At 42.6% G+C, this 23,162-nt stretch carries 24 protein-coding genes; 19 read left to right on the forward strand and 5 right to left on the reverse strand.

Annotated features, from left to right (window positions below; genetic code table 11):
* Window positions 1–17: 17 nt before the first annotated feature.
* The 6 genes from fabF (at window position 18) to ACSBOP_RS09490 (ending at window position 4,203) form a co-directional block, all read left to right on the forward strand.
* Window positions 18–1,253, forward strand: a complete 1,236-nt coding sequence (fabF, locus tag ACSBOP_RS09465; RefSeq protein WP_442604161.1) for a beta-ketoacyl-ACP synthase II — start codon at window positions 18–20, stop codon at window positions 1,251–1,253.
* Window positions 1,254–1,383: 130 nt separating this feature from the next.
* On the forward strand, window positions 1,384–2,316 hold the full coding sequence (locus ACSBOP_RS09470) for a manganese-dependent inorganic pyrophosphatase (protein WP_442604162.1): 933 nt from the start codon (window positions 1,384–1,386) through the stop codon (window positions 2,314–2,316).
* Between the two features lie 134 nt (window positions 2,317–2,450).
* Entirely contained in the window at window positions 2,451–2,978 is a 528-nt protein-coding gene (locus ACSBOP_RS09475; RefSeq protein WP_442604163.1) for a YfiT family bacillithiol transferase, read from the forward strand.
* A gap of 22 nt (window positions 2,979–3,000) precedes the next feature.
* Entirely contained in the window at window positions 3,001–3,528 is a 528-nt protein-coding gene (locus ACSBOP_RS09480; protein ID WP_442604164.1) for a DinB family protein, read from the forward strand.
* 64 nt (window positions 3,529–3,592) lie between these two features.
* On the forward strand, window positions 3,593–3,790 hold the full coding sequence (locus ACSBOP_RS09485) for a YwbE family protein (RefSeq protein ID WP_442604165.1): 198 nt from the start codon (window positions 3,593–3,595) through the stop codon (window positions 3,788–3,790).
* 68 nt (window positions 3,791–3,858) lie between these two features.
* Window positions 3,859–4,203, forward strand: a complete 345-nt coding sequence (locus tag ACSBOP_RS09490) for a cupin domain-containing protein (RefSeq protein WP_442604166.1) — start codon at window positions 3,859–3,861, stop codon at window positions 4,201–4,203.
* A 75-nt stretch (window positions 4,204–4,278) separates the two neighbouring features.
* Here ACSBOP_RS09490 and ACSBOP_RS09495 read toward each other — a convergent pair whose 3' ends face one another.
* From ACSBOP_RS09495 to ACSBOP_RS09505, 3 genes are all read right to left on the reverse strand, one after another.
* Window positions 4,279–5,634 (reverse strand): polysaccharide deacetylase family protein, encoded by a 1,356-nt coding sequence (locus ACSBOP_RS09495; RefSeq protein WP_442604167.1) that lies wholly within the window; start codon window positions 5,632–5,634, stop codon window positions 4,279–4,281.
* The gene (locus ACSBOP_RS09500) at window positions 5,627–6,841 is read right to left on the reverse strand and encodes an MFS transporter (RefSeq protein WP_442604168.1); all 1,215 of its coding nucleotides are present in this window, start codon (window positions 6,839–6,841) and stop codon (window positions 5,627–5,629) included. The genes ACSBOP_RS09495 and ACSBOP_RS09500 overlap by 8 nt, the downstream gene beginning before the upstream one ends.
* 207 nt (window positions 6,842–7,048) lie before the next feature.
* Window positions 7,049–7,339: a YerC/YecD family TrpR-related protein gene (locus ACSBOP_RS09505; protein ID WP_442604169.1), complete on the reverse strand. Its 291-nt coding sequence runs from the start codon at window positions 7,337–7,339 to the stop codon at window positions 7,049–7,051.
* Window positions 7,340–7,568: 229 nt separating this feature from the next.
* On the opposite strand from ACSBOP_RS09505, the gene hppD reads away from it, so the two are divergent.
* The 7 genes from hppD to hisC are packed head-to-tail and all read left to right on the forward strand — an operon-like array spanning window position 7,569 to window position 14,054.
* Window positions 7,569–8,684 carry a 4-hydroxyphenylpyruvate dioxygenase gene (gene hppD / locus ACSBOP_RS09510; protein WP_442604170.1) on the forward strand — a complete coding sequence of 372 codons (1,116 nt, stop codon included), beginning with the start codon at window positions 7,569–7,571 and terminating at the stop codon, window positions 8,682–8,684.
* 38 nt (window positions 8,685–8,722) lie between these two features.
* The gene (locus ACSBOP_RS09515) at window positions 8,723–9,334 is read left to right on the forward strand and encodes a flavin reductase family protein (protein WP_442604171.1); all 612 of its coding nucleotides are present in this window, start codon (window positions 8,723–8,725) and stop codon (window positions 9,332–9,334) included.
* Between the two features lie 34 nt (window positions 9,335–9,368).
* Complete coding sequence (locus ACSBOP_RS09520) at window positions 9,369–10,316, forward strand: fumarylacetoacetate hydrolase family protein (RefSeq protein ID WP_442604172.1); 948 nt, start codon at window positions 9,369–9,371, stop codon at window positions 10,314–10,316.
* Window positions 10,317–10,340: 24 nt separating this feature from the next.
* Entirely contained in the window at window positions 10,341–11,501 is a 1,161-nt protein-coding gene (locus ACSBOP_RS09525) for a homogentisate 1,2-dioxygenase (protein WP_442604173.1), read from the forward strand.
* Window positions 11,502–11,557: 56 nt separating this feature from the next.
* Entirely contained in the window at window positions 11,558–12,274 is a 717-nt protein-coding gene (locus ACSBOP_RS09530) for a CoA transferase subunit A (protein WP_442604431.1), read from the forward strand.
* On the forward strand, window positions 12,271–12,921 hold the full coding sequence (locus ACSBOP_RS09535) for a CoA transferase subunit B (RefSeq protein WP_442604174.1): 651 nt from the start codon (window positions 12,271–12,273) through the stop codon (window positions 12,919–12,921). Before ACSBOP_RS09530 ends, ACSBOP_RS09535 begins: the two co-directional genes overlap by 4 nt.
* 29 nt (window positions 12,922–12,950) lie before the next feature.
* Complete coding sequence (hisC, locus tag ACSBOP_RS09540; RefSeq protein WP_442604175.1) at window positions 12,951–14,054, forward strand: histidinol-phosphate transaminase; 1,104 nt, start codon at window positions 12,951–12,953, stop codon at window positions 14,052–14,054.
* Window positions 14,055–14,077: 23 nt separating this feature from the next.
* Here hisC and ACSBOP_RS09545 read toward each other — a convergent pair whose 3' ends face one another.
* Entirely contained in the window at window positions 14,078–14,563 is a 486-nt protein-coding gene (locus ACSBOP_RS09545; RefSeq protein WP_442604176.1) for a hypothetical protein, read from the reverse strand.
* Window positions 14,564–14,804: 241 nt separating this feature from the next.
* Between ACSBOP_RS09545 and ACSBOP_RS09550 the strand changes: the two genes are divergently transcribed.
* The 4 genes from ACSBOP_RS09550 to ACSBOP_RS09565 all read left to right on the forward strand — a co-directional run bounded on the left by ACSBOP_RS09550 (window position 14,805) and on the right by ACSBOP_RS09565 (window position 19,578).
* Entirely contained in the window at window positions 14,805–15,695 is an 891-nt protein-coding gene (locus ACSBOP_RS09550) for a TetR/AcrR family transcriptional regulator (RefSeq protein WP_442604177.1), read from the forward strand.
* A gap of 36 nt (window positions 15,696–15,731) precedes the next feature.
* Window positions 15,732–18,878: an efflux RND transporter permease subunit gene (locus tag ACSBOP_RS09555; RefSeq protein ID WP_442604178.1), complete on the forward strand. Its 3,147-nt coding sequence runs from the start codon at window positions 15,732–15,734 to the stop codon at window positions 18,876–18,878.
* 118 nt (window positions 18,879–18,996) lie between these two features.
* Window positions 18,997–19,095, forward strand: a complete 99-nt coding sequence (locus ACSBOP_RS09560; protein ID WP_442604179.1) for a YjcZ family sporulation protein — start codon at window positions 18,997–18,999, stop codon at window positions 19,093–19,095.
* A gap of 132 nt (window positions 19,096–19,227) precedes the next feature.
* Complete coding sequence (locus tag ACSBOP_RS09565) at window positions 19,228–19,578, forward strand: DUF952 domain-containing protein (RefSeq protein WP_442604180.1); 351 nt, start codon at window positions 19,228–19,230, stop codon at window positions 19,576–19,578.
* 62 nt (window positions 19,579–19,640) lie between these two features.
* On the opposite strand, the gene ACSBOP_RS09570 is transcribed toward ACSBOP_RS09565, so the two are convergent.
* Window positions 19,641–20,279, reverse strand: a complete 639-nt coding sequence (locus tag ACSBOP_RS09570; protein WP_442604181.1) for a MarC family protein — start codon at window positions 20,277–20,279, stop codon at window positions 19,641–19,643.
* Window positions 20,280–20,439: 160 nt separating this feature from the next.
* On the opposite strand from ACSBOP_RS09570, the gene ACSBOP_RS09575 reads away from it, so the two are divergent.
* Window positions 20,440–21,921: a nicotinate phosphoribosyltransferase gene (locus tag ACSBOP_RS09575; RefSeq protein WP_442604182.1), complete on the forward strand. Its 1,482-nt coding sequence runs from the start codon at window positions 20,440–20,442 to the stop codon at window positions 21,919–21,921.
* Between the two features lie 69 nt (window positions 21,922–21,990).
* Window positions 21,991–23,130: an FAD-dependent oxidoreductase gene (locus ACSBOP_RS09580; RefSeq protein WP_442604183.1), complete on the forward strand. Its 1,140-nt coding sequence runs from the start codon at window positions 21,991–21,993 to the stop codon at window positions 23,128–23,130.
* Window positions 23,131–23,162 lie beyond the last annotated feature (32 nt).

Here is a 23,162-nt window from a genome sequence, read left to right on the forward strand (position 1 = left end):
TTAGGGAGGAAATGAAGATGGAAAGAGTCGTAATCACAGGAATGGGAGTGGTTTCACCACTTGGTAATGATGTTGATACATTCTGGGAGCGCCTAGTCAAAGGTGAGTCAGGTATTTCTTTCATTGATACATTTGATACAACTAGACATAAATCTAAAATTGCAGGGTTGGTACGAGATTTTGACGCTGATGCGATCTTCGGGAAAAAAGAAGCTAGACGAATGGATCGATTCTGTCAATTTGCACTGGCCGCTGCTAAACAGGCTTATGAAGATGCGGGACTCTCCCGAGATAACGTTGATCCAGCGCGACTCGGTGTATACGTAGGTTCAGGAATCGGCGGAATTCAGACCCTAGTCGATCAGCACTCCCTTTTAGGGAATAGAGGACCTGAGCGGGTGAGCCCACTCTTAGTTCCCATGATGATCGCGAACATGGCTGCTGCTCAAATTAGTATGCAATATGATGCTCAAGGACCTACTCAAGCGCCAGTTACGGCTTGTTCGATTGGCAATACGGCGATAGGTGAAGCATTCCGACTGATTCGATTAGGAGCAGCTGATGTCATGATTGCAGGAGGTACGGAAGCGGCTGTAACGGATATTTCACTTGCCAGCTTTGCCAATGCAACTGCGTTATCGACACGTAATGAGGAGCCGGAGCAGGCAAGCAGGCCATTTGATTCAAGTCGTGATGGCTTCGTAATGGCGGAGGGAGCGGGAATCTTAGTCTTGGAGGCATTGTCTCATGCGATAAATCGTGGAGCGACGATCTATGCGGAGGTCATCGGTTATGGGGCCAGCTCAGATGCTTATCATATGGTAGCTACACATCCAGAAGGGCGCGGTGCGATACTGGCTATGCGAGCAGCGATTCAAGAAGCGGGTATTCAGCCGGAGGAGGTTGATGTGATAAGTGCGCATGCGACAAGTACGGAGCTTGGTGATCGAACGGAGACCAAAGCGATTAAGCAAGTCTTCGGTGATGCTGCTTACCAGATTCCGGTAACGGCAAATAAATCGATGCTTGGTCATATGTTAGGTGCTTCTGGAGGTGTGGAAGCCATTGCATTGATTCAGTCGCTAAGAGAGGGTATCATCCCTCCAACGATAAATATGGAGAAGCCAGATCCATTCTGCGATTTGGACTTTGTACCGAATGCAGCAAGGCAAGCAGAATTAACAATAGGGATGTCCAACTCTTTTGGCTTTGGCGGGCACAATGCAGTTATTATTTTGAAAAAATTTCAATAATTAGTTAAAAATTTAGTATATTCCGACAAGTTTAGTATGAAATATGATGGATTTGCGATATAATCTTGCTTGTGATTGTTGTTCTAAGGTATAATTTTATAACTAAAAACCATGAATGAGGAGCATGAAGATGGAAAAATCACTTATTTTCGGACATAAAAATCCTGACACAGACACAATTTGCTCAGCGATTGCATACGCAGATCTAAAAACACAATTGGGCTTTGAAGTTGAGCCTGTTCGTCTAGGCAGCGTGAATGGAGAAACGCAATACGCACTAGATACATTCAAGACCGAAGCTCCACGTCTCGTTGAGACTGTTGCAAATGAAGTGTCTGGTGTCATTCTTGTCGATCACAACGAGCGTCAACAAAGCGCAGCTGACATCGATCAAGTTCGCGTATTAGAAGTTATCGACCACCATCGTATTGCTAACTTCGAGACAAGCGGCCCCCTATACTACCGTGCAGAGCCGGTTGGCTGTACAGCAACTATTTTAAACAAAATGTATAAAGAAAAAGGAATCTCGATTCCCCAAAACATTGCAGGTCTAATGTTATCCGCTATTATCTCGGACTCTCTATTATTCAAATCACCAACTTGCACACAAGAAGATGTGGACGCAGCTCTGGAACTTGCAGCTATTGCAGGTGTAGATGCTCAGGTATATGGACTTGAAATGCTTAAAGCAGGCGCAGATCTTAGCGACAAATCCATTGCTCAATTGATTTCCTTGGATGCAAAAGAATTCCAAATGGGCAGCAGCAAAGTTGAAATCGCACAAGTTAACGCTGTTGATGTCAACGACGTGCTTGTACATCAAGCTGAAATCGAAGCTGCTTTATCTAATATTATTGCAGAGAAAAATTTGGACTTGTTCTTATTCGTTGTAACGGACATTTTGAACAATGACTCAGTGGGTCTTGCTCTAGGCCGTGCTGCCGATGCTGTTGAACAAGCGTACAGCGTAACACTAGCAGAGAACAAAGCGATTCTTAAAGGTGTCGTATCACGCAAATCGCAAATCGTACCCGTGTTAACGGATATTTTCAACAAACGTTAATAAGTCGAATAGATCGTAAAGGCTGTCAGCAGAGATGCTTGGCAGCCTTTTTTTAAATATTTTATAAAATACTTAATTTTTTGAAAAACCAAATGTATAATGGTAACAGATTACATAATTTGGGGGGAGAAACGATGGAAGACTTGCGATATCCAATAGGTATCTTCGTTAAACCAGAGCACATCACAGATGAACAAATTCAAGCATGGATTAGTGAAATTGAGGTACTACCAAGTAAATTACGTCAAGCTGTAACTGAGTTAACAGATGAGCAGCTCAACACCCCGTATAGACCAGATGGATGGACAGTTAGACAAGTTGTTCATCACATCGCAGATAGTCATATGAATTGCGTGATTCGATTTAAGCTTGCTTTAACAGAGGAATTACCGACGATCAAAGCCTATGAAGAAAAGGAATGGGCACTATTGGGTGATTCGATTCACACGCCTATTGAAGTATCACTTGAACTCATTACTGCGTTGCATGAAAAATGGGTCATTCTATTAAAATCAATGTCAGCAGCGAATTTCGAGCGTGCATTCATCCATCCGAAATCGGGTGAAACGAAACTTGCTACCGCTCTCGGTATGTACAGATGGCATGGCAATCATCATCTTGCACATATTAAGGGATTAATTGAGCGTATGGGTTGGAACTAACTGAGCTATAAAGGAGATGTTAATGATGGGGATTAATCAAGTACGCCCAGCATCCAATGAATATGCGCACTACTACGATACATATATCAAGCTTGTCCCAGAGGGAGATATTCTAGCTCAATTGGAACAGCAAATTGAAAAAACAGCCCAGATTTTGTTAGCTACGACGGCTGAACAAGCCTATTTTCGATATGAGCCGGGCAAATGGACGACAAAAGAAGTGATGGGTCATATAGGAGATGTGGAGCGCGTTATGAGTTACAGAGCGCTTCGATTCTCAAGAGGAGATCAAACGCATTTACCATCGATGTTCGAAGATGATTATGTGGCAAATGGAAACTTTAACGACCGCTCACTTGAAAGTTTGGTGGACGAACTTGTTACGATTCGTAAAAGTACAATTGCACTTTACGCAGGCTTAGCAGATGAGGCTTGGAGCCGTACTGGTACTGCGAGTAATGCCATTGTTTCTGTTCGCGCGCTCGCTTACATCATTGCAGGCCATGAGCTCCATCATCTTGATATTCTTAACCATCGTTACTTCGTTTAATCTGTTAGGCTTTATGTCTCTTTTATGTTAGGCTTAAAGGGACAAAAGAAACACGGAGGCACAGATGAACGGACAACAGCGAAGTAGTATCAAACCTGGAATTGAAGTGGATATCGTACTTAAGCAAGACCAGCGAACAGGCAAATTAACACGTGGCATTGTAAAAGATATTTTAACGAATTCCCCTAATCATCCTCATGGTATCAAAGTAAGACTAGCGGATGGTCAAGTGGGCCGAGTGAAAAACATACTTACAAAGTAACAATGCGAGCAGAGAGGTTACTCCATAAGTTGTGGGGTAATCTCTTTATTTTAGAGGGGAGAATCAAGATGAACGAGAATTTACAACCACTTGAGAAATCGAACTTATTAGCTATGAGTAATCGTGTTGAAGAGACGTATCGGAATTTTGTCGTGAGCCATGTGAATGAAAGCTGCTTACGTCTAGCTGTCATTGAAGGGGAATACCTGTGGCATTTCCATCCGACATCGGATGAATTGTTCATCGTGCTAGAAGGTGAACTGTTCATCGATTTTCAAGAGCAGGAAACGGTCTCGCTTAAGGCTTATGATCAGATCACAATCCCAGCAGGTGTTGTTCATCGGACGCGAGCAGTGGTACGCACAGTTAACTTATGCTTTGAACATACAGATGCGAATACAGAATTTATTTAGAAAGTGGGAAAGTTAAGTTCTTATTCTTCTGTAAAAATGAAATATAAAAAGCACGGCATAATCGCCGTGCTTTTTCTAATCTAACGAGAGCGGTGGAGAATAGTTGAGATTGCTTGGTTGCTGTAGGTTAAGTGCATCATGTGGCATGGGGTATTTCTTTTTAAAATACTCAGAAGACATGACAACAATTTTCGGAATCAGCATCTCATTGCGTATTTTTAACCGTTCCTTACCATCAGGATGCAAGACATATAATAGCAATTTGAGATAACGTTTGGTGATTGAAGCGAACAAACCTTTGGGTAAATCATGTACTTTAAATCCAAGTTTCCTACTGCCACGGTGTATCATGGTAATGCCGTACAAGCCTTTGACATATTTGCATTCAATGTCGTTATAAATACGATCCATAAGCTCAGGTAGACCGGCTTGGATTTTATGAACCATTTGAACCGCGAGATGCATATTGGATCGACTATGAAGTGCTAAATCATACAACATGTGATTGTCAAAATGAATTTCAACGACTTGATCACCTGAGCGAATGTGTCCGCCTTCTTCGAAGTAGATGGTATCTCCACTGTAGGTTGTCACCCGATAATGAAATATCGACTTGCCTTGGTCGACCGCCTTAAACTGAAAGACAGTATGCCAAACTTTTTCCCAAACAAACCATGATTGGATGAGAAGTTTTTTGGATACTTTTAGTTTCATCTGTTCTTTCTCAACAACTCGCATCATCTCATCCACCCTGACGTAAGTATATCCTTGGGCTAGTGTATGATCCATGAATGATTTCAGTGCACGTAACATGTACTTGGGAGCATCTGGCTCAGCGCCGAACGTATCCCCGCTATCATGCAGCAGCAAGATACTTCCTCTTTGAAGATTGCTAAGCATGCGCTGATAAATTTTGTCCTCACCACCGCGGCATCGCCAATCTTCTGACATGACCGACCACAGCACAAATTTCACTGATTTAGGTAAGAAGAGGTCGAAGACATTGAACACACCCCATGGGGGTCGATAGTAAACGGGTCTCACACCCGTAATTTGTTCCACGCGGTCTGCCGTATCTCGTATTTGCTTACGAACTTTCCATGGGGCCATGAACGGATTGGCGAAATGCACGTAATTATGAATCCCGATTTGATGACCTTCTTTGTGAATACGTTCAATTAATTCGGGATACTGAGCGGCCTTTTTCCCCAGAACAAAAAATGTGGCTTTTGCATTATTTTCTTTTAACAAATCTAATAACTCAGCCGTGTATTTCGGATCGGGTCCATCATCGAAAGTAAGTGCAATGCCACCGTCTTGATGGGTTGCGCCTTGATGGATCGAGCGATATCCGAATAAGCGAATAATTAGTGTAGGGATAATCGCATAAAAAGTGAAAACAAGTGCGGTTCCTATAATGTATCTACTCATTGGCATGATCTCTTTTCGTTAAATTGTTTGGCTTAACGTCTTGGTAAAAGCGAGTGGATAAAACGAGATAGAAGATGGCGATACCTCCTAATAAGAGGGAACTAACTACTATAGTTAATGTATCACTAAAATGCTGCGCAATCCATCCCCCAATAATCGGACCAATGATTACACCAATCCCTTCAATACTGGAAAAGAGTCCCCACCCCATACCTTGTTGCTCTTTAGGTACATGATGTGCAAGCAGTGCATTCCAAGATGGAAGTACGGCTGAGTATGATAATCCTATGAATCCAGCTAACAGAATAGAAGTGATTAAACTTCCGGAAAAGGTCAAACACATTAATCCTATGGAAAATCCGCCAAAACCGAGAACGAGAAACCATTTTTTCCCTAAGCGATCCGATAATTTACCCATAGGGACGAGGAGAAGAACGGTCATCGCACCACCTGCCGTAAGTAAATATGAATACTGGGTGTAACTCAGTCCAAGTACATGAGATGCAAAGTTAGGCAGGATCGGGACAAGCATACCCGCAGCGGCAGTTTGAAGAATCATACCTGGTAGCATTAATTTCATTGTACGCAGTCGTTGCCATAATAGTTCAACCTGTTTACGCATGGGAAGTGATTTGGGAAGGGTAGCTCCTTCAAGCTTTGGCATCCATAGCGACAGGAAGGTACATACTCCCCAGAGCCCAACGAGAATCCAATATGTAAGCACGAACCCTCGGTCAATGAATAGGTTGATGACAACGGGTCCAGATCCTAAGCCAATTAACCAGACAGTATATAGTGCACCCATTTGTTGTGCCCGGTTCTCTTCCGTTACACGCGTTAAGCAGACCAGCCATAACGGCGTAATCCCCACACCAAACAGAGCGGATGCGAGAACGAGGATCCATTCTTTAGAGGGATTGGATAGGAGAACTAAACCGGCAAGTGAGATAATGAGACCGACGATGACGACAAGCTTCATAGAGAACCGATCCAAGAAGAAGCCTGCGAATAATTTCACAGCTGTATCGACGACATAATGGACAGAAACAGCAACGCCGATAATGGTGAGCGAAAAACCTAATTCTTTAACCCCGTATACGGGTAAAAATGAGACGAGAAATGCACCTCTAACAAATTCAATAATAAATAGGAGAAGTGCAAGTAAAATAAACTCAGCTCGGAACGAGAATTTTTTGGAGCGTGTCATATAAGGGTAGTCCACCTTTCCGAAGAACATTCACTTCTTCCTATTATGTGCAAAATTAGCCAGTCCCCTGATTTCCAAATGTTTCATTTTTAAGAGACCACTTCTTTTAGACGAAATAATTCCTTTGAACCCTTCAATTTCATTGAAATCTGATAATTAAAAATAAGACGCAGCAGCTAAGTAGCTCCAACGTCTAATTTGTGAAGCCTACATGCCAGTTCTCTCCAGTAGTGTCGAAATACTGCCGTTTCCTTCACTCAAGCAACGTTTAACGCGAGAGATGATGGCAGTGCTGGCGCCAGTATCTGCTTCAATCTCCAAGTAAGTTCGTCCTTGAAGCAGTAATTTGGCAACCTCGCAGCGCTGCGCCATCGATTGAATTTCCTTAAATGTACATAAGTCTTCAAAAAATGCGTAGCACTCATCCAGGTCTTTAACGGCAACAATGAGTTCAAACAATTGTTCAATAGAAGCATCATTCATTTTTTTGAGCGGCATAGGCCAATCACTCCAGACGGAACTTAAGTCTACTATTTTCTTTGACAAAGAGGTAAGCGAATCCTTCTGTGATGTAACAAATAATTAAAAAAGTGGCAACATTCTTCATTGCAAAAAAGCGTCAATGGATTCCTGAGTGTCCGCGGTTGAGCGCGTTTTTGTCACCTTTAATGTTATGAAATATACTGAATCTAGAAGTATTCCAATATATTGTAATGGAGGGTTATATATGCAAAAACAACAGTTGGCTGCGCACTCCGCGCAAGAAGTTTTTCCGATTCAGGATATTGATTACATTGAGTATTACGTCGGTAATGCAAAACAAACGATGTATTATTTTGTAAAAACATTCGGATTTCGTCCAATTGCATACTCGGGTCTTGAGACGGGCAATCGGGAGCAAGTATCTTACGTTTTGGAGCAAAATAAAATTCGTTTTGTCATTACAGGTTCATTGTCAGATCAACATCCAGTTGCAGCGTTTGTAAAATTGCATGGCGATGGAATCAAAGATATTGCACTTCGTGTACAAGATGTTGAAAAGGCTTACAACGATGCGATTGCGCGTGGTGGAATTGGGATCATGGAGCCAGTAACAACAGTAGATCCTGTGCATGGAACGGTGAAGAAAGCGATTATTGCAACTTATGGAGATACGATTCATACGTTGATCGAGCGTGATAACTACAATGGATTATTCTGGCCAGGATATGAGCCGATCGAGCAAAATATCCCTTACGAAACAACAGGACTTATTGGTGTCGATCATGTTGTAGGAAATGTCGAATCGATGGAAGAATGGGTGTCCTATTATGAGAAAGTAATGGGCTTTAGTCAAATGATTCATTTTGATGATGAAGACATTAGTACAGAGTACTCGGCACTTATGTCCAAGGTCATGTTTAACGGAGGAAGAATTAAGTTTCCTATTAATGAGCCTGCGAATGGAAAGCGGAAATCACAAATTCAAGAGTACTTGGAATATTACAATGGAGCGGGTGTTCAGCATCTTGCTCTAATTACGGATGATATCGTGGCAACGGTTCGTTCACTAAAAGAAAATGGTGTAGATTTTCTAAGCACACCAGATTCCTATTATGAAATGTTAAGTGAGCGTGTCGGTCATATTGACGAAGACATCGCGAAATTGCAGGAACTGAAAATCCTCGTAGATCGTGATGATGAAGGATATTTGTTACAAATATTCACAAAACCAATTGTTGATCGTCCAACCTTATTCTTCGAAATTATCCAGCGTAAAGGTGCAATTGGTTTTGGTGAAGGCAACTTTAAGGCATTATTCGAATCCATCGAGCGTGAGCAAGAGCGCCGCGGTAATCTATAACACACTGCAGGACGAGGAACTAAAAGGAGAGATTACGCTTGATAATATCACCTAGTGATCTGGAATGGAAAGATGCAAATAAATTAATGGTTGGCTCCATTTTACCTCGTCCGATTGCTTTCGTCTCAACAATGGATGAACAAGGAGTATCAAATCTGGCGCCATTTAGCTTCTTTACACCCATATGTGCAAGTCCAATGATGATCTGTTTCGCTCCTATGCTTCGGGGAACAGATGGGGTAAAAAAAGACACGCTGAGAAATATCGAGGCGACGAAACAGTTCGTCGTGAACATTGTAAGCGAGAGTTTAGCTGGACCTGTGAATGAATGCGCGACAGAATATGCGCCTGAAGTTGATGAGTTTGAAGCGGCTGGTCTTACAAAAGCGGCAAGCGAGAAGGTTCGTCCCTACCGTGTACTTGAAAGTAAAATCCATCTGGAATGCGAGTTACATGAGTTGTTGTCGTTCGGTGATCAGCCTGGAGCTGGCAATCTTGTCATTGGTAAAGTCGTGCTCATACACATTAGCGATGAGCTCTATTACGATGGAAAGATTGATACGGTTAAGCTTAAACCGATTGGGCGGATGGCAGGGCAGGAGTATTCAAGAGCAAGCACAGATACGTTTATTTTGGAGAGAAAAAGGTAGTCTTGCGTTCGTGAAACAAAGAGAGGTTGATGACATGAAGTTTGTCACGTTTATGAATCATCAAGAGGAAGAACGCAGTGGTTGGCTTCATGATCGCTTTGTTGTAGATATGCAGGTATTAAGTAAAGGCCAATTACCGAGTCGGATGCTGGATTTCTTGCAGCATTCGGCTTTGTATATGCCCAGATTACTTGAGCTTGATCAGACACTTCAGGGTTTAGATCTGAATGTGCTACAGCAAAAGCTGCCAGGCGCGATTTTCCATATTGATCAGATTAGATTGTGTGCACCCATACCGAAGCCGCCAAGTGTACGTGATTTCTATGCGTTTGAGGAGCATGTGAAGACAGCGCGAAGCAGGCGAGGACTAGACATGATTCCGGAATGGTATGAAATTCCAGTTTTTTATTTTACAAATCATCATGCCATTGTGGGACCTGATGCTGAGATTGAACGCCCTCTTAAGAGCAGAAAGCTGGATTATGAGTTGGAGATTGCTTGTATCATTGGAAAAGAAGGTCGAAATATCGCTGCAGAAGATGCAAATACGTATATTTTTGGATATTGCATCATGAATGATTGGAGTGCACGAGATATTCAGCAGCAAGAAGTTAAGGTTGGGCTTGGTCCTGCAAAAGGGAAAGATTTTGCAACGTCGCTTGGACCTTATCTTGTTACAAAAGAGGAACTCGAACCTTACCGACAAGGGGATCGGTATGATTTAGTCATGACTGCTCACGTAAACGGCAAGCAGTTATCTCAAGGGAATGCAAGGGAGATTTATTATAGCTTTGGGGAGCTAATTGCCAGGGCATCTGAGGATGCGACATTGTATCCTGGGGATGTCATTGGCTCTGGAACAGTGGGTACAGGGTGCTTGCTAGAGCTGGGTGAGGAAGTTCACCGGTGGTTGGAACCCGATGATCATGTTGAGCTTACAATAACAGGCTTAGGTAGTTTGCATAACAAAGTGAAGAAATGATTAGGAAGAAGGGAGTATCTGAGAATGACCTATTACCGTCAAATGGGTGAGATCCCGAAGAAAAGGCATACCACATTTCGCAAGGAAGATGGCTCATTGTATCGTGAGCAAGTAATGGGAACAAAGGGCTTTTCAGGTAATCAGTCGATTCTGTATCATCACTATCCACCAACCGATGTAAGCCGAGCTGAACTTCACGCTAAAGTTGAGCATGCATACGAAGATCAGGGCGTCTTGCGCCATCGTCATCTTTTAACAGGCGAGTGTACAGAAACTGGTGATGCGGTAGCAGGAAGGCATTATATGCTTGGGAATGAGGATATCATGATCGCTGTCGCCAATCCAACCGAGGCAATGGATTATTATTATCGGAATAGTGATGGAGATGAGCTGCTGTTTGTCCATGCAGGGACAGGAAAAGTAGAAACGATGTTCGGTGCGCTTTACTATAAGCCAGGTGACTACATCATGATTCCAATTGGAACGATATATCGGGTGCTGCCTGATGCAGGTGAATCGAAGATGCTTGTTGTGGAGACGAACAGCTGGATTACGACACCCAAGCGTTATCGGAATCAACAAGGACAACTTTTGGAGCATAGTCCGTTTTGCGAACGCGACTTCCATGGACCGGCAAACTTAGAGACACATGCCGAGTTAGGCGAATATGAAGTTCGAACGAAGTCAAGAGGATATGTGCATAAGCATATTTTTAATCATCATCCGCTTGATGTTGTAGGCTGGGATGGCTATTTGTATCCTTGGATCTTCAATATTAGTGATTTTGAACCGATTACAGGGCGTCTTCATATGCCGCCTCCGATTCATCAAACGTTTGAAGGCAATAACTTCGTTATATGCTCCTTTGTCCCGAGAATGTACGATTATCATCCGGATTCTATTCCAGCGCCTTATTTTCACAGCAATGTAGACAGTGATGAAGTGCTCTACTATGTGAGAGGCAACTTCATGAGCCGTAAGGGAGTAAAAGAGGGATCGATTACACTGCATCCATCTGGTATTCCGCATGGTCCACACCCAGGTAAGATTGAAGACAGCATTGGAAAAAAAGAAACATTAGAACTAGCCGTTATGATCGATACGTTCCGACCGCTTCATGTTGTGGAGAAGGCTCGGATCTATGAGGATGGAAACTATATGTACAGCTGGATTGTGAAAGGTTAATAGAATCTCTTAAGGAGTAAATAAAGGGGGTGCTCAGCTTGAATCAAGGTAAGATCATGAACTCTTGTGAGGCAGCGATTGCAGATATACAGGATGGGGCTACCTTAATTGTTGGGGGATTCGGGTTATGCGGCATCCCTGAGAAAAGTATCATGGCATTGCGGGATAAAGGTGTCAGAGATTTAACGATTGTAAGTAACAATTGCGGAGTGGACGATTGGGGCCTTGGCTTGTTACTTGCGAATAATCAGATTAAGAAGATGATCTCTTCCTATGTGGGGGAGAACAAGATCTTTGAGCAGCAATTTCTAAGCGGACAGCTGGAAGTGGAATTAGTTCCTCAAGGTACGCTTGCCGAGCGTATACGTGCTGGTGGAGCAGGTATTCCTGGTTTCTATACCGCAACAGGAGTAGGTACTGAGGTTGCCAAGGGGAAGGAACATAAAGAATTTAAGGGTCGAACTTACATCCTTGAAGAAGGAATTGTAGGCGATTTTTCGCTAGTGAAAGCCTGGAAGGCGGATACGCTTGGCAATTTGATCTATCGCAAGACGGCACGTAATTTCAATCCAATTGCTGCAACAGCCGGGAGAATTACGATTGCTGAGGTTGAAGAAATTGTTGAAGCAGGTGAATTAAACCCAGACGATATCCATACACCAGGCATCTATGTACAGCGAGTGGTATTAGGTACGGAGTACGAGAAACGAATTGAACGGCGTACCGTATTGCCACGTGCTGTTGCAGTGGAGAGCGGAGGAGATACTATATGAGTCAAGATCGTCTTACTATCGTGAATCGGGCGGTACAGGAGATTAAGGATGGCATGTACGTAAACCTTGGGATTGGTATGCCGACACTTATTGCCGGCTTAATTCCACCTTGCTATAATGTCATGCTCCAATCGGAGAATGGACTGCTTGGGATTGGGCCATATCCATTCGAGGGTAACGAAGATCCTGATCTTATTAATGCTGGGAAGGAAACGGTAACGACGATGGTTGGCGGGTCTTATTTTGACAGTGCACAGTCCTTTGCAATGATTCGTGGGGGTCATATTGATCTTGCGATTCTAGGTGGGATGGAAGTGTCTGAACAAGGTGACTTAGCGAATTGGATGATTCCGGGTAAGATGATTAAGGGTATGGGCGGTGCAATGGATCTAGTAAGTGGCGCAAAGCGCATCATTGTTATCATGGAGCATGTGAATAAGCATGGGGAGTCGAAAATAAAACAATCGTGCACCTTACCACTAACAGGAAGTAAAGTAGTGAACCGATTAATTACGGAACTTGCGGTTTTTGATTTTACACCAGAAGGTATGGTTTTGGTTGAAACTCAATTAGGGGTAACGTTGGAAGAGGTTAAAGAGCATACAGAAGCGAGCTTTACAGTTAGTCCAATCATTATTTACAATTAATTCCAAATACGATCAGGAGGTTGTTCATTGTGCACACAAAAAATAGCATTCCAACCCGTAGAGAAATTGAGCATATTGGCATCTATACCCCAGGCAAGCCAGTCGAGGAAGTAAAGAGAGAACTTGGATTACAAGATGTCATCAAGCTTGCTTCCAATGAAAATCCGAATGGCTGTTCCCCGCTTGCAAAAGAAGCGATTATTCTAGAACTATCGCATACTGCCCTATACCCAGAAAGCACGGCTCCTGAATTAACACAAAAACTTGCAAGCAAACTTGGCGTAGATCAGGCGTGTATCATTACAGGGAACGGGTCCGATGAGATTATTCATCTCTTGACGCGCAGCTACATTCGAGCAGGGGATGAAGCGATCATGGCGGATGTTACTTTTTCACGTTATGAGACGAATGTGCAGATTGAAGGTGGGGTGACAGTAACAGTCCCTCTCATTGATGGAGCACATGACCTTGAGGGTATGCTTCGTGCAATTAATCATCGGACAAGAATGATCTTTGTATGTAATCCGAATAACCCGACAGGTACCATTGTAGGTGAGCAGGAGTTATTCTCTTTTATACAAAAGGTTCCTCCACATGTCATTCTAGTTATCGATGAGGCGTATTACGAGTACGTGCAGGATAGCGACTATTTGCAGACTCTCCCTCATCTTCATCAATACGCTAATCTCGTCGTACTACGCACTTTTTCCAAAATCCATGGTCTAGCTGCCCTGCGAATAGGATACGGTATTATGCATCCATCACTCGTGCAGTCTTTAATGAAGGTGAAAGAACCATTCAATACGAATCGATTAGCACAAGCTGCTGCAATCGCTGCACTGGATGACACGGAATTCGTGAATTCCTGCGCCCGTTTGAATGACGAAGGAAGAACGTATCTTCAGCAAGAGATCACGCGTATAGGCTTAACCCACTTCCCATCGCATGCGAACTTTTTGATGATTCATCTGAATCGTTCGGGAAATGATGTATTTCAAGCTCTGCTTGCTGAAGGTGTAATTGTCCGTTCTGGCAGTTTACTTGGTTATCCAGAAACCATTCGCGTCTCGATTGGTACGATGGAGGAGAATACGGCCTTTATTCAAGCTCTGGAGAAAGTATTAGGTGCTTAAGTAAGGTGCAAAAGTAACTCTTTCTAGAGCGTATTGGCGATCGCAATTAAATCTTGCACGGCATCACGCGCGTCATCTTTCAATAATGTCACACGATACGACCAACCGCCTTTTACAAATTTGATCGTATCAAAGATATGTTGGTCTTCGACGATTGCTTTTGTCCCGTCCTGCAAGGTGACGGTTTGATCGGTTGTAGAGATCGAGCTGCCGCTAAAAGGTCGAATAAATATTTTACAACGCTGCTTCAAGGAATCATTCACATAATCGAGCTCAAGTTGATCACCTTCAATTGTACCCATGCTTTTTGTAATGGCAAACGGTAAGTTGTAGGGATGCGTGAGCTCTTTGCGTTGGAATTTGTTCTTAAAAGTCTTTAGTGCTTCGCTTACAGGTTGAGAGATTGGTGTAACATCAGTTGCTTCGGCGCGAACTAGACTTACGGGAAGCATCATGAAGCAGATGAGGAACCCGAGAGAAGTCACTTGTACGGTTTTAAAAATAGTCATGGGATCTCCTTGTTGGCATTTGACTTGGCTCATGTAAACCAGTATGGGTTGAAATGGATATTTTTATAAGTGATGTAAAGTAACAGGCGCGTGGGAGAGGGGCGCTTGTTATTTTTTATGAGGGAAAATCAGTCAATTTACCTTTATTTGAATATTAAAATGGATTGTCGTATAATTATTTTGACTCATGAGTACTCTTTCGGAACTTAATAGTTCTGGAAGTTTGGAGGTGCGATCATTTTTGCTTGATAAGGTTTCGAAAAAAAAGGAGCAGATCTTAATCACAGCAATGAAACTGTTCTCGATGAATGGCTACCAGCAAACGTCGATGCAAGAAATAGCTACGATTTGCAAAATTTCCAAGGGCAGTCTGTATGTACATTTCAAGTCGAAGGAGGAGCTTCTCTTTAGCATTTTTAAATATCATTTTCAAATGCTAAATGACCGGTTTCAAGAAATTGAAGAGGAAGTTAGTCTCACGGAGAAGGAGCGGGTTGCTGAGCTTATCAAGACCCAGTTAAATCTTGTCCTCGAAATGCGTGAATTCATCATGATGCAGATGCGAGAGAACATTGGCAATGCGAATCAGGAAGTACAGATGTTTTTGAGTCAAAAAAAGCAGGAGTCTATGCAATTGCTGCAAAAGAAACTTGTCAATCTGTATGGAGAAGCAATTCTACCATATGCCTGCGATATTACAATGCTTTTCGACGGAATGGTCATGTCTTATCTAACTACAATGATATTCCATCAGGTAACACTAGAGACGCAAGCGGTGAGTCATTTTCTACTCAAGCAGCTGGATTACATTGTGGAAGGTATGGTTCGTGATAACCCACATCCTCTGGTTACGCAGGAAATGTGGTCTAATTTCATGTGCCGAAACCTTTCCGAGGAAAATGTGAAACCGCATCCACTTGTTATGATTAAACAGATGAAAGATACGCTTAAGGCATTGAAGCTTGAAGATCAGCAGCGTGAGGATGCGTTGCAAGCACTATTGATGCTGGAAAATGAACTGAAAGAGCTTCAGCCTCGAAGAGTGATGTTAATAGGTATGATGAATATTTTAAGTCAAATTTCTGAATTGCGAAACATGTTAAATGAATTAAACGTAGTACTCATTAGATAGGCACAAATAAAGCCTTTGGAGAGGGTAGGGGAATCAATGAGAGGAATTATTAATTTTTCACTGAACAACAAGTTTGCACTGTGGCTTTTAACGATTATGGTGACGGTGGCCGGCTTGTACGCAGGGCTAAATATGAAGCAGGAAACACTGCCGAATATTAATGTGCCATTCTTAAGCGTGACGGCTGTGTATCCAGGTGCAGCACCAGATACAGTCGTTGAAAATGTAACAAAACCAATCGAACAACGATTGAAAAATGTGCAAGGGATTAAGAATTATACCGCCACCTCGATGGAAAATGTATCGTCCATTTTTGTGGAGTATGAGTATGGACGCGATCTAGATGCTGCGATGAATGAAATGCGTGAAGCACTTGATGGAGTGAAACTTCCAGATGGTGTGAAGAAAGCGGATATTTCGAAGTTCTCCATCAACTCTATGCCGGTTATTTCAATTAGTGCTACTGGCGGGACAGATTTGGAACAACTAACGAAAATGATGGAAGAAAGTGTAAAACCTTCACTTGAGGGTATTCCAGGTGTTGCCTCGGTTCAAGTTGCAGGTCAATATGTGAAGGAAGTTCAACTTAAATATAATAAAGACAAGATGAAAACTTTAGGCTTAAGTGAGGACACGGTCAAAGGAATCGTACAAGGTTCGGCGATCAAAGTCCCACTAGGCATGTTCGAATTAGATCAATCCGATAAGACGGTTGTTATTGATGGTAAGGTCACAACCCTGGATGATTTGAAAAATATTTCGATTCCTGTTATTCCATCTGGTGGTGGGGCAGGTGCAGGTGCTGGAATGGCACCTGGTCAAGGAAACGGACAACAGCAAATTCCTGTAGGACAGGGGAATGCACAGCTCGGTGCACCTGTATTAGATGGAATCCCAACTGTTAAACTGCAAGAAATTGCGGATATCCAAGTCGTTGGTAAAGCAGAATCTGTGTCTCGTACAAACGGGAAAGAATCGATTGGAATTCAGATCGTAAAGACGAATGATGCCAATACCGTTGACGTCGTAAATGCAGTTAAAACTGAAATGAAAAAGTTTGAAGACAAGCACAAAGATATTCAGCTCATCACGATGATGGATCAAGGAAAACCAATTGAAAATTCCGTATCCACCATGTTAAGCAAAGCTGTATTCGGTGCTTTATTCGCTGTATTTATTATTTTGTTGTTCTTACGCAATATCCGAATGACACTAATCTCGATTGTATCGATTCCACTCTCTTTGTTAATCGCATTCTTAATCCTTAAGCAATTGAACATTACACTAAATATGATGACTCTGGGTGCGATGACGGTTGCGATTGGGCGGGTTGTGGATGACTCGATCGTTGTTATTGAAAATATATACAGACGCATGTCGCTTACAGGCGAGAAGCTGCGCGGGAAAGAATTGATTCGTGAAGCAACACGTGAGATGTTCGCTCCGATATTCTCTTCCACTATTGTGACAATTGCTGTATTCCTTCCGCTTAGTCTAGTGAGTGGGATGGTAGGGGAGCTGTTCACACCGTTCGCGCTTACCATGGTATTCTCGCTTTTAGCATCCCTACTTGTTGCAATTACGCTCGTTCCGATGCTTGGACATACGATGTTCCGTAAGGGATTGAACGCTGCCAAAGTGAAGCATGATGATAAACCGGGTAAACTCGCCGGATGGTATCAGCGTGTGCTAAAGAAAGCATTGAATCATAAATGGATCACATTGGGAATAGCTGTTGCGATGTTAGTAGGCAGCTTATTCTTGATTCCAATCATTGGCGTGAGTTTCATGCCCCAGCAGGAAGACAAGTACGTTATGGTGACGTATAAGCCAGCTCCTGGGGATCGTGTTCAAGATGTGGAGAAACATGCTCTTGATGCCGAACAAGTTATTCTAGCGCAAAAGAATGTCAGCAACATGCAATACTCGGTTGGTGGAGCAAATCCACTAAGTCCGGGACCAAATAAATCAGCTCTTTTCTATATTCAATATAAATCCGACACGAAGAACTTCGACCAAGAGAAGAAGGACCTCATCAACAGCTTGAAAGAGAAAGTAAATGTTGGTGAATGGGGTGAAATGCAGGATATGGGCGGCATGGGCGGCAGTAAGTTCAGCCTTAGTGTGTATGGCGATGACGCTAAACAAATAACGCCTGTTGTAGACCAAATTGTAGAGATGATGAAAAAGGATGACTCATTTGAAAAGGTCGAGACGAGCTTGTCCAAATCTTATGAGCAATATACACTTGTTGCTGATCAAGCGAAGTTAAGCAAGCTTGGACTAACAGCAGGTCAAATGGCCATGGCACTTAGCCCTGTGCACGAGCGTCCAACTTTAACTCAGGTTGAAGTGGATGGTAAGACCTATAAAGTATTTATCGAAGCAGATAAAACAGTCTATAAGACAATCAGTGACATAGAGAACGTCAAGTTGAAGTCTCCACTTGGTATGGAAGTAGCGCTTAAAGATGTTGCGAATGTGGAAAAAGGGACTTCACCAAATTCCATCACACGTAAAAATGGCAAAATGGTCGTTGATGTGAAAGCGAATATTACCAAAACTGACATTGCTAAGGTTTCTTCCGATTTACAGAAGAAAGTGGATGACATTCAAAAGCCAGGAAGTATAGAAGTGAAATTTGGCGGTGTGACGCAACAAATAAATGAGACCTTTACACAGTTAGGGCTTGCGATGGCAGCAGCAGTCGCGGTTGTATACTTTGTACTTGTCCTAACCTTTGGTGGAGCACTTGCGCCATTTGCCATCTTATTCTCTCTTCCGTTTGCTATAATTGGGGGATTAGTTGCGCTCCTAATTGCAGGTGAAACACTGGATGTATCCGGTATGATGGGAGCATTGATGTTAATTGGGATCGTTGTAACGAATGCGATTGTACTCATTGACCGTGTACGTCACAAAGAGCAGGAAGGCATGTCTACGAGAGAAGCATTATTGGAAGCAGGGGCAACACGTTTGCGTCCAATTCTGATGACAGCACTTGCAACTATTGGAGCATTATTGCCGCTTGCCTTCGGATTCGAAAGTGCGGGTATGATCTCTAAAGGGTTGGCCGTTACCGTAATCGGCGGCTTGATCAGCTCGACTTTACTAACACTAGTTATTGTCCCAATTGTGTATGAATTTTTGGCTAAATTCCGCAAAAAAACCATACAAGAGTAGACACTTGCATAAAATATAGATGGATTTTCATGTTCCATTACAATCATCCATGCCTTCATGGAGTTCATTACATATGATGGTTTTGTAATGAATATTCATTGAAGATGAGGTGAGATATATGTCTGGAGTATTCGGATTGGGTGGCACTTCCACGGGTTCTATTTTGGTACTTTTCATTTTGTTAGTTATTATTAGCTGCACAGTTTGTTGTTTTTAATTAGTTAGTTAATGACAGGCGTAAAGATAATCCTGCGGGGGTTATTTTTACGCCATTTTTGTATGGAGTGCAAATGAATCTACTCATTTGGATATCATATGCTAGAATCAAAGAAAGGAGTGGGTGACAGCTATGATTTTTCATATTATTAGCAGGATAGATTGGAACCTTTTGAAAGATAAAGACATTTATGAACCCGCAAGTATTGCGGAAGAAGGCTTTATTCATTGTTCCACGCAGAATCAAGTAATCGGTGTGGCGGAATCTTTTTATAAAGGGAAAGATGACCTACTCTTGTTAGCAATTGCAGAAGATCGCGTACATGCAAAGGTAGTTTTCGAGGATTTGTATGATTTGGGGCAGAAGTACCCACACATTTATGGCGCACTAAATTTGGATGCTGTCGAACATATTTATCATTTGAAAATGAACCCGAACGGCGCTTTTGAGCTTGATTTGAGCGAGGGTAACAAGATTTCCTAATTGAAAATCATTCATAAAAAAAGAATCATTCTCCTTCATCAGAGAATGATTCTTTTTCTATACTAACTGATATTTAAAATGTCTCGAATGATAGGTTTAAGGCCACTGACTAAGAATTCAACGGCGATGACCATAACGATAAGACCCATAATGCGCATCAGCACATTGTTGCCTGTTTCACCGAGAATATGAATGATTTTAGAGGAATTAACAAAGATCACATATGTAATAATGCAGATAGCAAGGATGGAGCCGAGTAATATTAAAATTTCACCTATGGATTTTGTGCTCTCCATCAGGACGATCGAGTTCGTTATTGCGCCAGGGCCGCAGATCATAGGAATCGCAAGTGGAGTAATAGAGATGTCGTTCACATACTTTTTCTTTTCAGATTCTGCTACCTTCGGCTTTACGAGTCTAGCTTGGAGCATATCTTGTCCCATTAAGAAGAAGATGACTCCTCCAACGACTTTCAAGCTATTAACGGAAATTGCGAAAAATTTAAATAATAGTTGCCCTGTTATGGCGAAAATGACTAACGTAATAAAGGCTACAAATACAGATTTTTTGGCTGTCCGAATCCGGCTTGCACTTTCAAGATCGGAGGTCATGGATAGGAAAATAGGCATGACACTTAGGGGATTAATTAGTGTAAAAAATGATGTTAAACATAGTAAAGCAAATGAGAAATACTCATTCATAGAATCACCTTTCTGCAGTTTGTCTGCTCGGACATGGCTGTTATCTTAAAATCCTTTGCTATTATAGCACTATTCAAGGCTTCAAGTGTATGGGAATTCGTTAGATTGGTCATAATATCTTTACTTTGATCTGCTCAAATAGGAAAGGTAGGATGATATAATGGGAAACGTTTACAAAGATGACAGCACGACCCTACATACAGACTTATATCAGATCAATATGGCGGAGTCGTACTTTGAGGATCACATGCACAATCGTCGCGCGGTGTTCGAATGCTACTTTCGCAAAATGCCCTTTGGTAACGGTTATGCTGTGTTCGCTGGACTTGAGCGGATTATTGAATATATGGAGGCTTTTAAGTTTAGCGCAAGTGATCTCGATTACTTGAGAGATGAACTGGGGTATGCAGAAGATTTCTTAGACTATCTGAGTACAATGAGTTTTACGGGGACGTTGCAATCCGTGCGTGAAGGCGAACTTGTATTTGCAAATGAGCCTATTGTACGAGTAGAAGCGAGATTAGCAGAAGCTCAGCTTGTGGAGACTGCACTACTTAATATCATTAATTATCAAACATTAATTGCCACAAAAGCTTCAAGAATCAAGCAGGTTGTAGGCAATCAGCGAACCATTGAATTTGGGACACGGCGGGCACATGAGATGGATGCGGCGATTTGGGGGACGAGAGCTGCTTATATTGGTGGATTCGATGCGACAAGCAATGTTAGAGCAGGTAAAAAATTCGGCATTCCTGTTGCGGGTACTCATGCTCATTCGCTCGTGCAGGCATATGGGGATGATTATACTGCTTTTCACGCTTATGCACGTCGTCATCGCGATTGCGTTTTTCTTGTAGATACATACGATACGTTGAAGTCAGGTGTACCCAATGCGATACGCGTGGCGCAGGAGCTGGGAGACCGTATCCGGTTTGTTGGGATTCGGTTGGATAGTGGTGATCTTGCGTATTTATCTAAAGAAGCGCGTCGGATGCTGGATCAAGCTGGATTCACAGAAACGCATATTATTGCTTCGAATGATCTGGATGAAGGAACAATTATGAATTTACGCATGCAGGGGGCTCAAATTGATGTGTGGGGGATCGGGACGAAGCTTATTACAGCCTATGATCAGCCAGCATTGGGCGCGGTATATAAGTTAGTAGCCATTGAGGACGATCAAGGTCAAATGATTGATACAATTAAGATTTCAGGAAATCCAGAAAAAGTATCCACACCCGGGATGAAAACGTTATATCGCATTATCAATAAGATGAACAATCGAACAGAAGGCGATTATCTCGCGATGGCAGATGAGAATCCGAATGAAGAAGAGCGGATTAAAATGTTCCATCCCACTTATACTTCGTTAAGTAAATGGGTGACCCATTTTGAGGCCCGTAAGCTGCTGGCAGACATCTATGTGGATGGGAAGCTGGTTTATGATCTGCCAGATATTCAAGATATTCAGTTTTTCGCTAAAAATAATATGAATTTACTCTGGGATGAATACAAGCGGACGCTCAACCCTGAAGCATATCCCGTCGATCTGAGTCAAAAGTGCTGGGACAATAAAATGCGGATCATGGAGGAAGTTAAAAGAAAAGTATCTGAACTGAATAATCATAATATTTCTCACTGAAACCATGTAGCAAGCTAGATATAGTAGGGGTATATAGCTTCATATTGGGGATGAAAGTGGGTAAAGCTCATGAAAGATAAGTTTGTCATTATAGGGGGCGGAATTGCGGGCCTATCTGCTGCTATTGGGTTACAAGCCCAAGGCATGAATGTGCAGTTGTACGAAAAAAATGAGGGTCCAAGGCAACCGGTTACAGGAGTTATTCTGGCACCTAATGCACTATGGGCACTTGATCAGCTTGGGATTGGCGAGCAAGTCCGTAAGTGCGGCAAGGCATTTGATGCGTTTACTATTTATTCAGATAAAGGCAAGCACATATCTTCGCAATCCTTCTCTTTCCTGCCAGAGCCCATGTTTGCGGTTCATAGGTTGGATTTACTGCGTATCTTGCATGAACAAGTGAAGCCAGGAACGATTGTATGGGATTCAGATTATACGGACTTTGAACAAACTTCGGAGGGTGTCACGATACAATTTAAGAATGAATCGAACATTCAAGCTGATTATGCTTTATTTGCTGATGGGGTTGGCTCTCTTTGTCGAAGTAAATTGCGTCCTTCCCCCCCTGTGCGGGTTGCAAAATATACGTGTTGGCAGGGTGTCACTTCAGCTAAGCAGCCATTTGATAGCCGAATTGGATTGTCCGAAACATTAGGCACAAAAGGTAGATTTGGTATTTGCCCTCTGGCTAGTGGACAGATTTATTGGTTTGCGTGTCTAAATGGTACGTATACGGAAAAGCAAATTGAACAATTTGGCGTAAATGAGCTGATGATGCATTTTGGTGATTTTCATGCATTGATTCCTGAGATCATTCAGAACACGCGTCCGAAAGATATCGTACATAATGACATTATGGATCTGCCTTCCAAGCACAAATTCGCGTTTGAACACATTTTGCTGCTTGGGGATGCAGCGCATCCAATTACACCGAACATGGGGCAGGGAGCATGTCAGGCGCTTGAAGATGCCGCGGTTCTCATGAATCTGATTAAGGCCCATCCTGATAGGGCGCTTGAGGAGTTGTTCCTCCAATTTGAGCAGAAACGCTTAATGAAAATACGGGTGTTGACCAAAATGGCTTGGTCGATCGGCAACTTATCGCAGTGGAGTAATCCGTTATTATGTACAATCCGAAACTTGGGGATGGAGCTGTCGCCATCATTTTTGTATCGGAAACAGTTCAAGTATATGAGTGATGTGAAGTAGGCTGGTAGGGAGACGGCGAGTTGTCTATACCC

Source organism: Paenibacillus sp. KN14-4R (assembly GCF_052180255.1).
In the GTDB taxonomy this organism is placed as follows: Bacteria; Bacillota; Bacilli; order Paenibacillales; family NBRC-103111; genus Paenibacillus_AM.

What these genes read in the sequence shown, in the direction of transcription:
- fabF (WP_442604161.1), top strand. Translation starts at nt 18, where the DNA reads ATGGAAAGAGTCGTAATCACAGGAATGGGAGTGGTTTCACCACTTGGT.
- ACSBOP_RS09470 (WP_442604162.1), top strand. Translation starts at nt 1,384, where the DNA reads ATGGAAAAATCACTTATTTTCGGACATAAAAATCCTGACACAGACACA.
- ACSBOP_RS09475 (WP_442604163.1), top strand. Translation starts at nt 2,451, where the DNA reads ATGGAAGACTTGCGATATCCAATAGGTATCTTCGTTAAACCAGAGCAC.
- ACSBOP_RS09480 (WP_442604164.1), top strand. Translation starts at nt 3,001, where the DNA reads ATGATGGGGATTAATCAAGTACGCCCAGCATCCAATGAATATGCGCAC.
- ACSBOP_RS09485 (WP_442604165.1), top strand. Translation starts at nt 3,593, where the DNA reads ATGAACGGACAACAGCGAAGTAGTATCAAACCTGGAATTGAAGTGGAT.
- ACSBOP_RS09490 (WP_442604166.1), top strand. Translation starts at nt 3,859, where the DNA reads ATGAACGAGAATTTACAACCACTTGAGAAATCGAACTTATTAGCTATG.
- ACSBOP_RS09495 (WP_442604167.1), bottom strand. Translation starts at nt 5,634, where the DNA reads ATGAGTAGATACATTATAGGAACCGCACTTGTTTTCACTTTTTATGCG.
- ACSBOP_RS09500 (WP_442604168.1), bottom strand. Translation starts at nt 6,841, where the DNA reads ATGACACGCTCCAAAAAATTCTCGTTCCGAGCTGAGTTTATTTTACTT.
- ACSBOP_RS09505 (WP_442604169.1), bottom strand. Translation starts at nt 7,339, where the DNA reads ATGCCGCTCAAAAAAATGAATGATGCTTCTATTGAACAATTGTTTGAA.
- hppD (WP_442604170.1), top strand. Translation starts at nt 7,569, where the DNA reads ATGCAAAAACAACAGTTGGCTGCGCACTCCGCGCAAGAAGTTTTTCCG.
- ACSBOP_RS09520 (WP_442604172.1), top strand. Translation starts at nt 9,369, where the DNA reads ATGAAGTTTGTCACGTTTATGAATCATCAAGAGGAAGAACGCAGTGGT.
- ACSBOP_RS09525 (WP_442604173.1), top strand. Translation starts at nt 10,341, where the DNA reads ATGACCTATTACCGTCAAATGGGTGAGATCCCGAAGAAAAGGCATACC.
- ACSBOP_RS09530 (WP_442604431.1), top strand. Translation starts at nt 11,558, where the DNA reads ATGAACTCTTGTGAGGCAGCGATTGCAGATATACAGGATGGGGCTACC.
- ACSBOP_RS09535 (WP_442604174.1), top strand. Translation starts at nt 12,271, where the DNA reads ATGAGTCAAGATCGTCTTACTATCGTGAATCGGGCGGTACAGGAGATT.
- ACSBOP_RS09545 (WP_442604176.1), bottom strand. Translation starts at nt 14,563, where the DNA reads ATGACTATTTTTAAAACCGTACAAGTGACTTCTCTCGGGTTCCTCATC.
- ACSBOP_RS09555 (WP_442604178.1), top strand. Translation starts at nt 15,732, where the DNA reads ATGAGAGGAATTATTAATTTTTCACTGAACAACAAGTTTGCACTGTGG.
- ACSBOP_RS09560 (WP_442604179.1), top strand. Translation starts at nt 18,997, where the DNA reads ATGTCTGGAGTATTCGGATTGGGTGGCACTTCCACGGGTTCTATTTTG.
- ACSBOP_RS09565 (WP_442604180.1), top strand. Translation starts at nt 19,228, where the DNA reads ATGATTTTTCATATTATTAGCAGGATAGATTGGAACCTTTTGAAAGAT.
- ACSBOP_RS09570 (WP_442604181.1), bottom strand. Translation starts at nt 20,279, where the DNA reads ATGAATGAGTATTTCTCATTTGCTTTACTATGTTTAACATCATTTTTT.
- ACSBOP_RS09575 (WP_442604182.1), top strand. Translation starts at nt 20,440, where the DNA reads ATGGGAAACGTTTACAAAGATGACAGCACGACCCTACATACAGACTTA.
- ACSBOP_RS09580 (WP_442604183.1), top strand. Translation starts at nt 21,991, where the DNA reads ATGAAAGATAAGTTTGTCATTATAGGGGGCGGAATTGCGGGCCTATCT.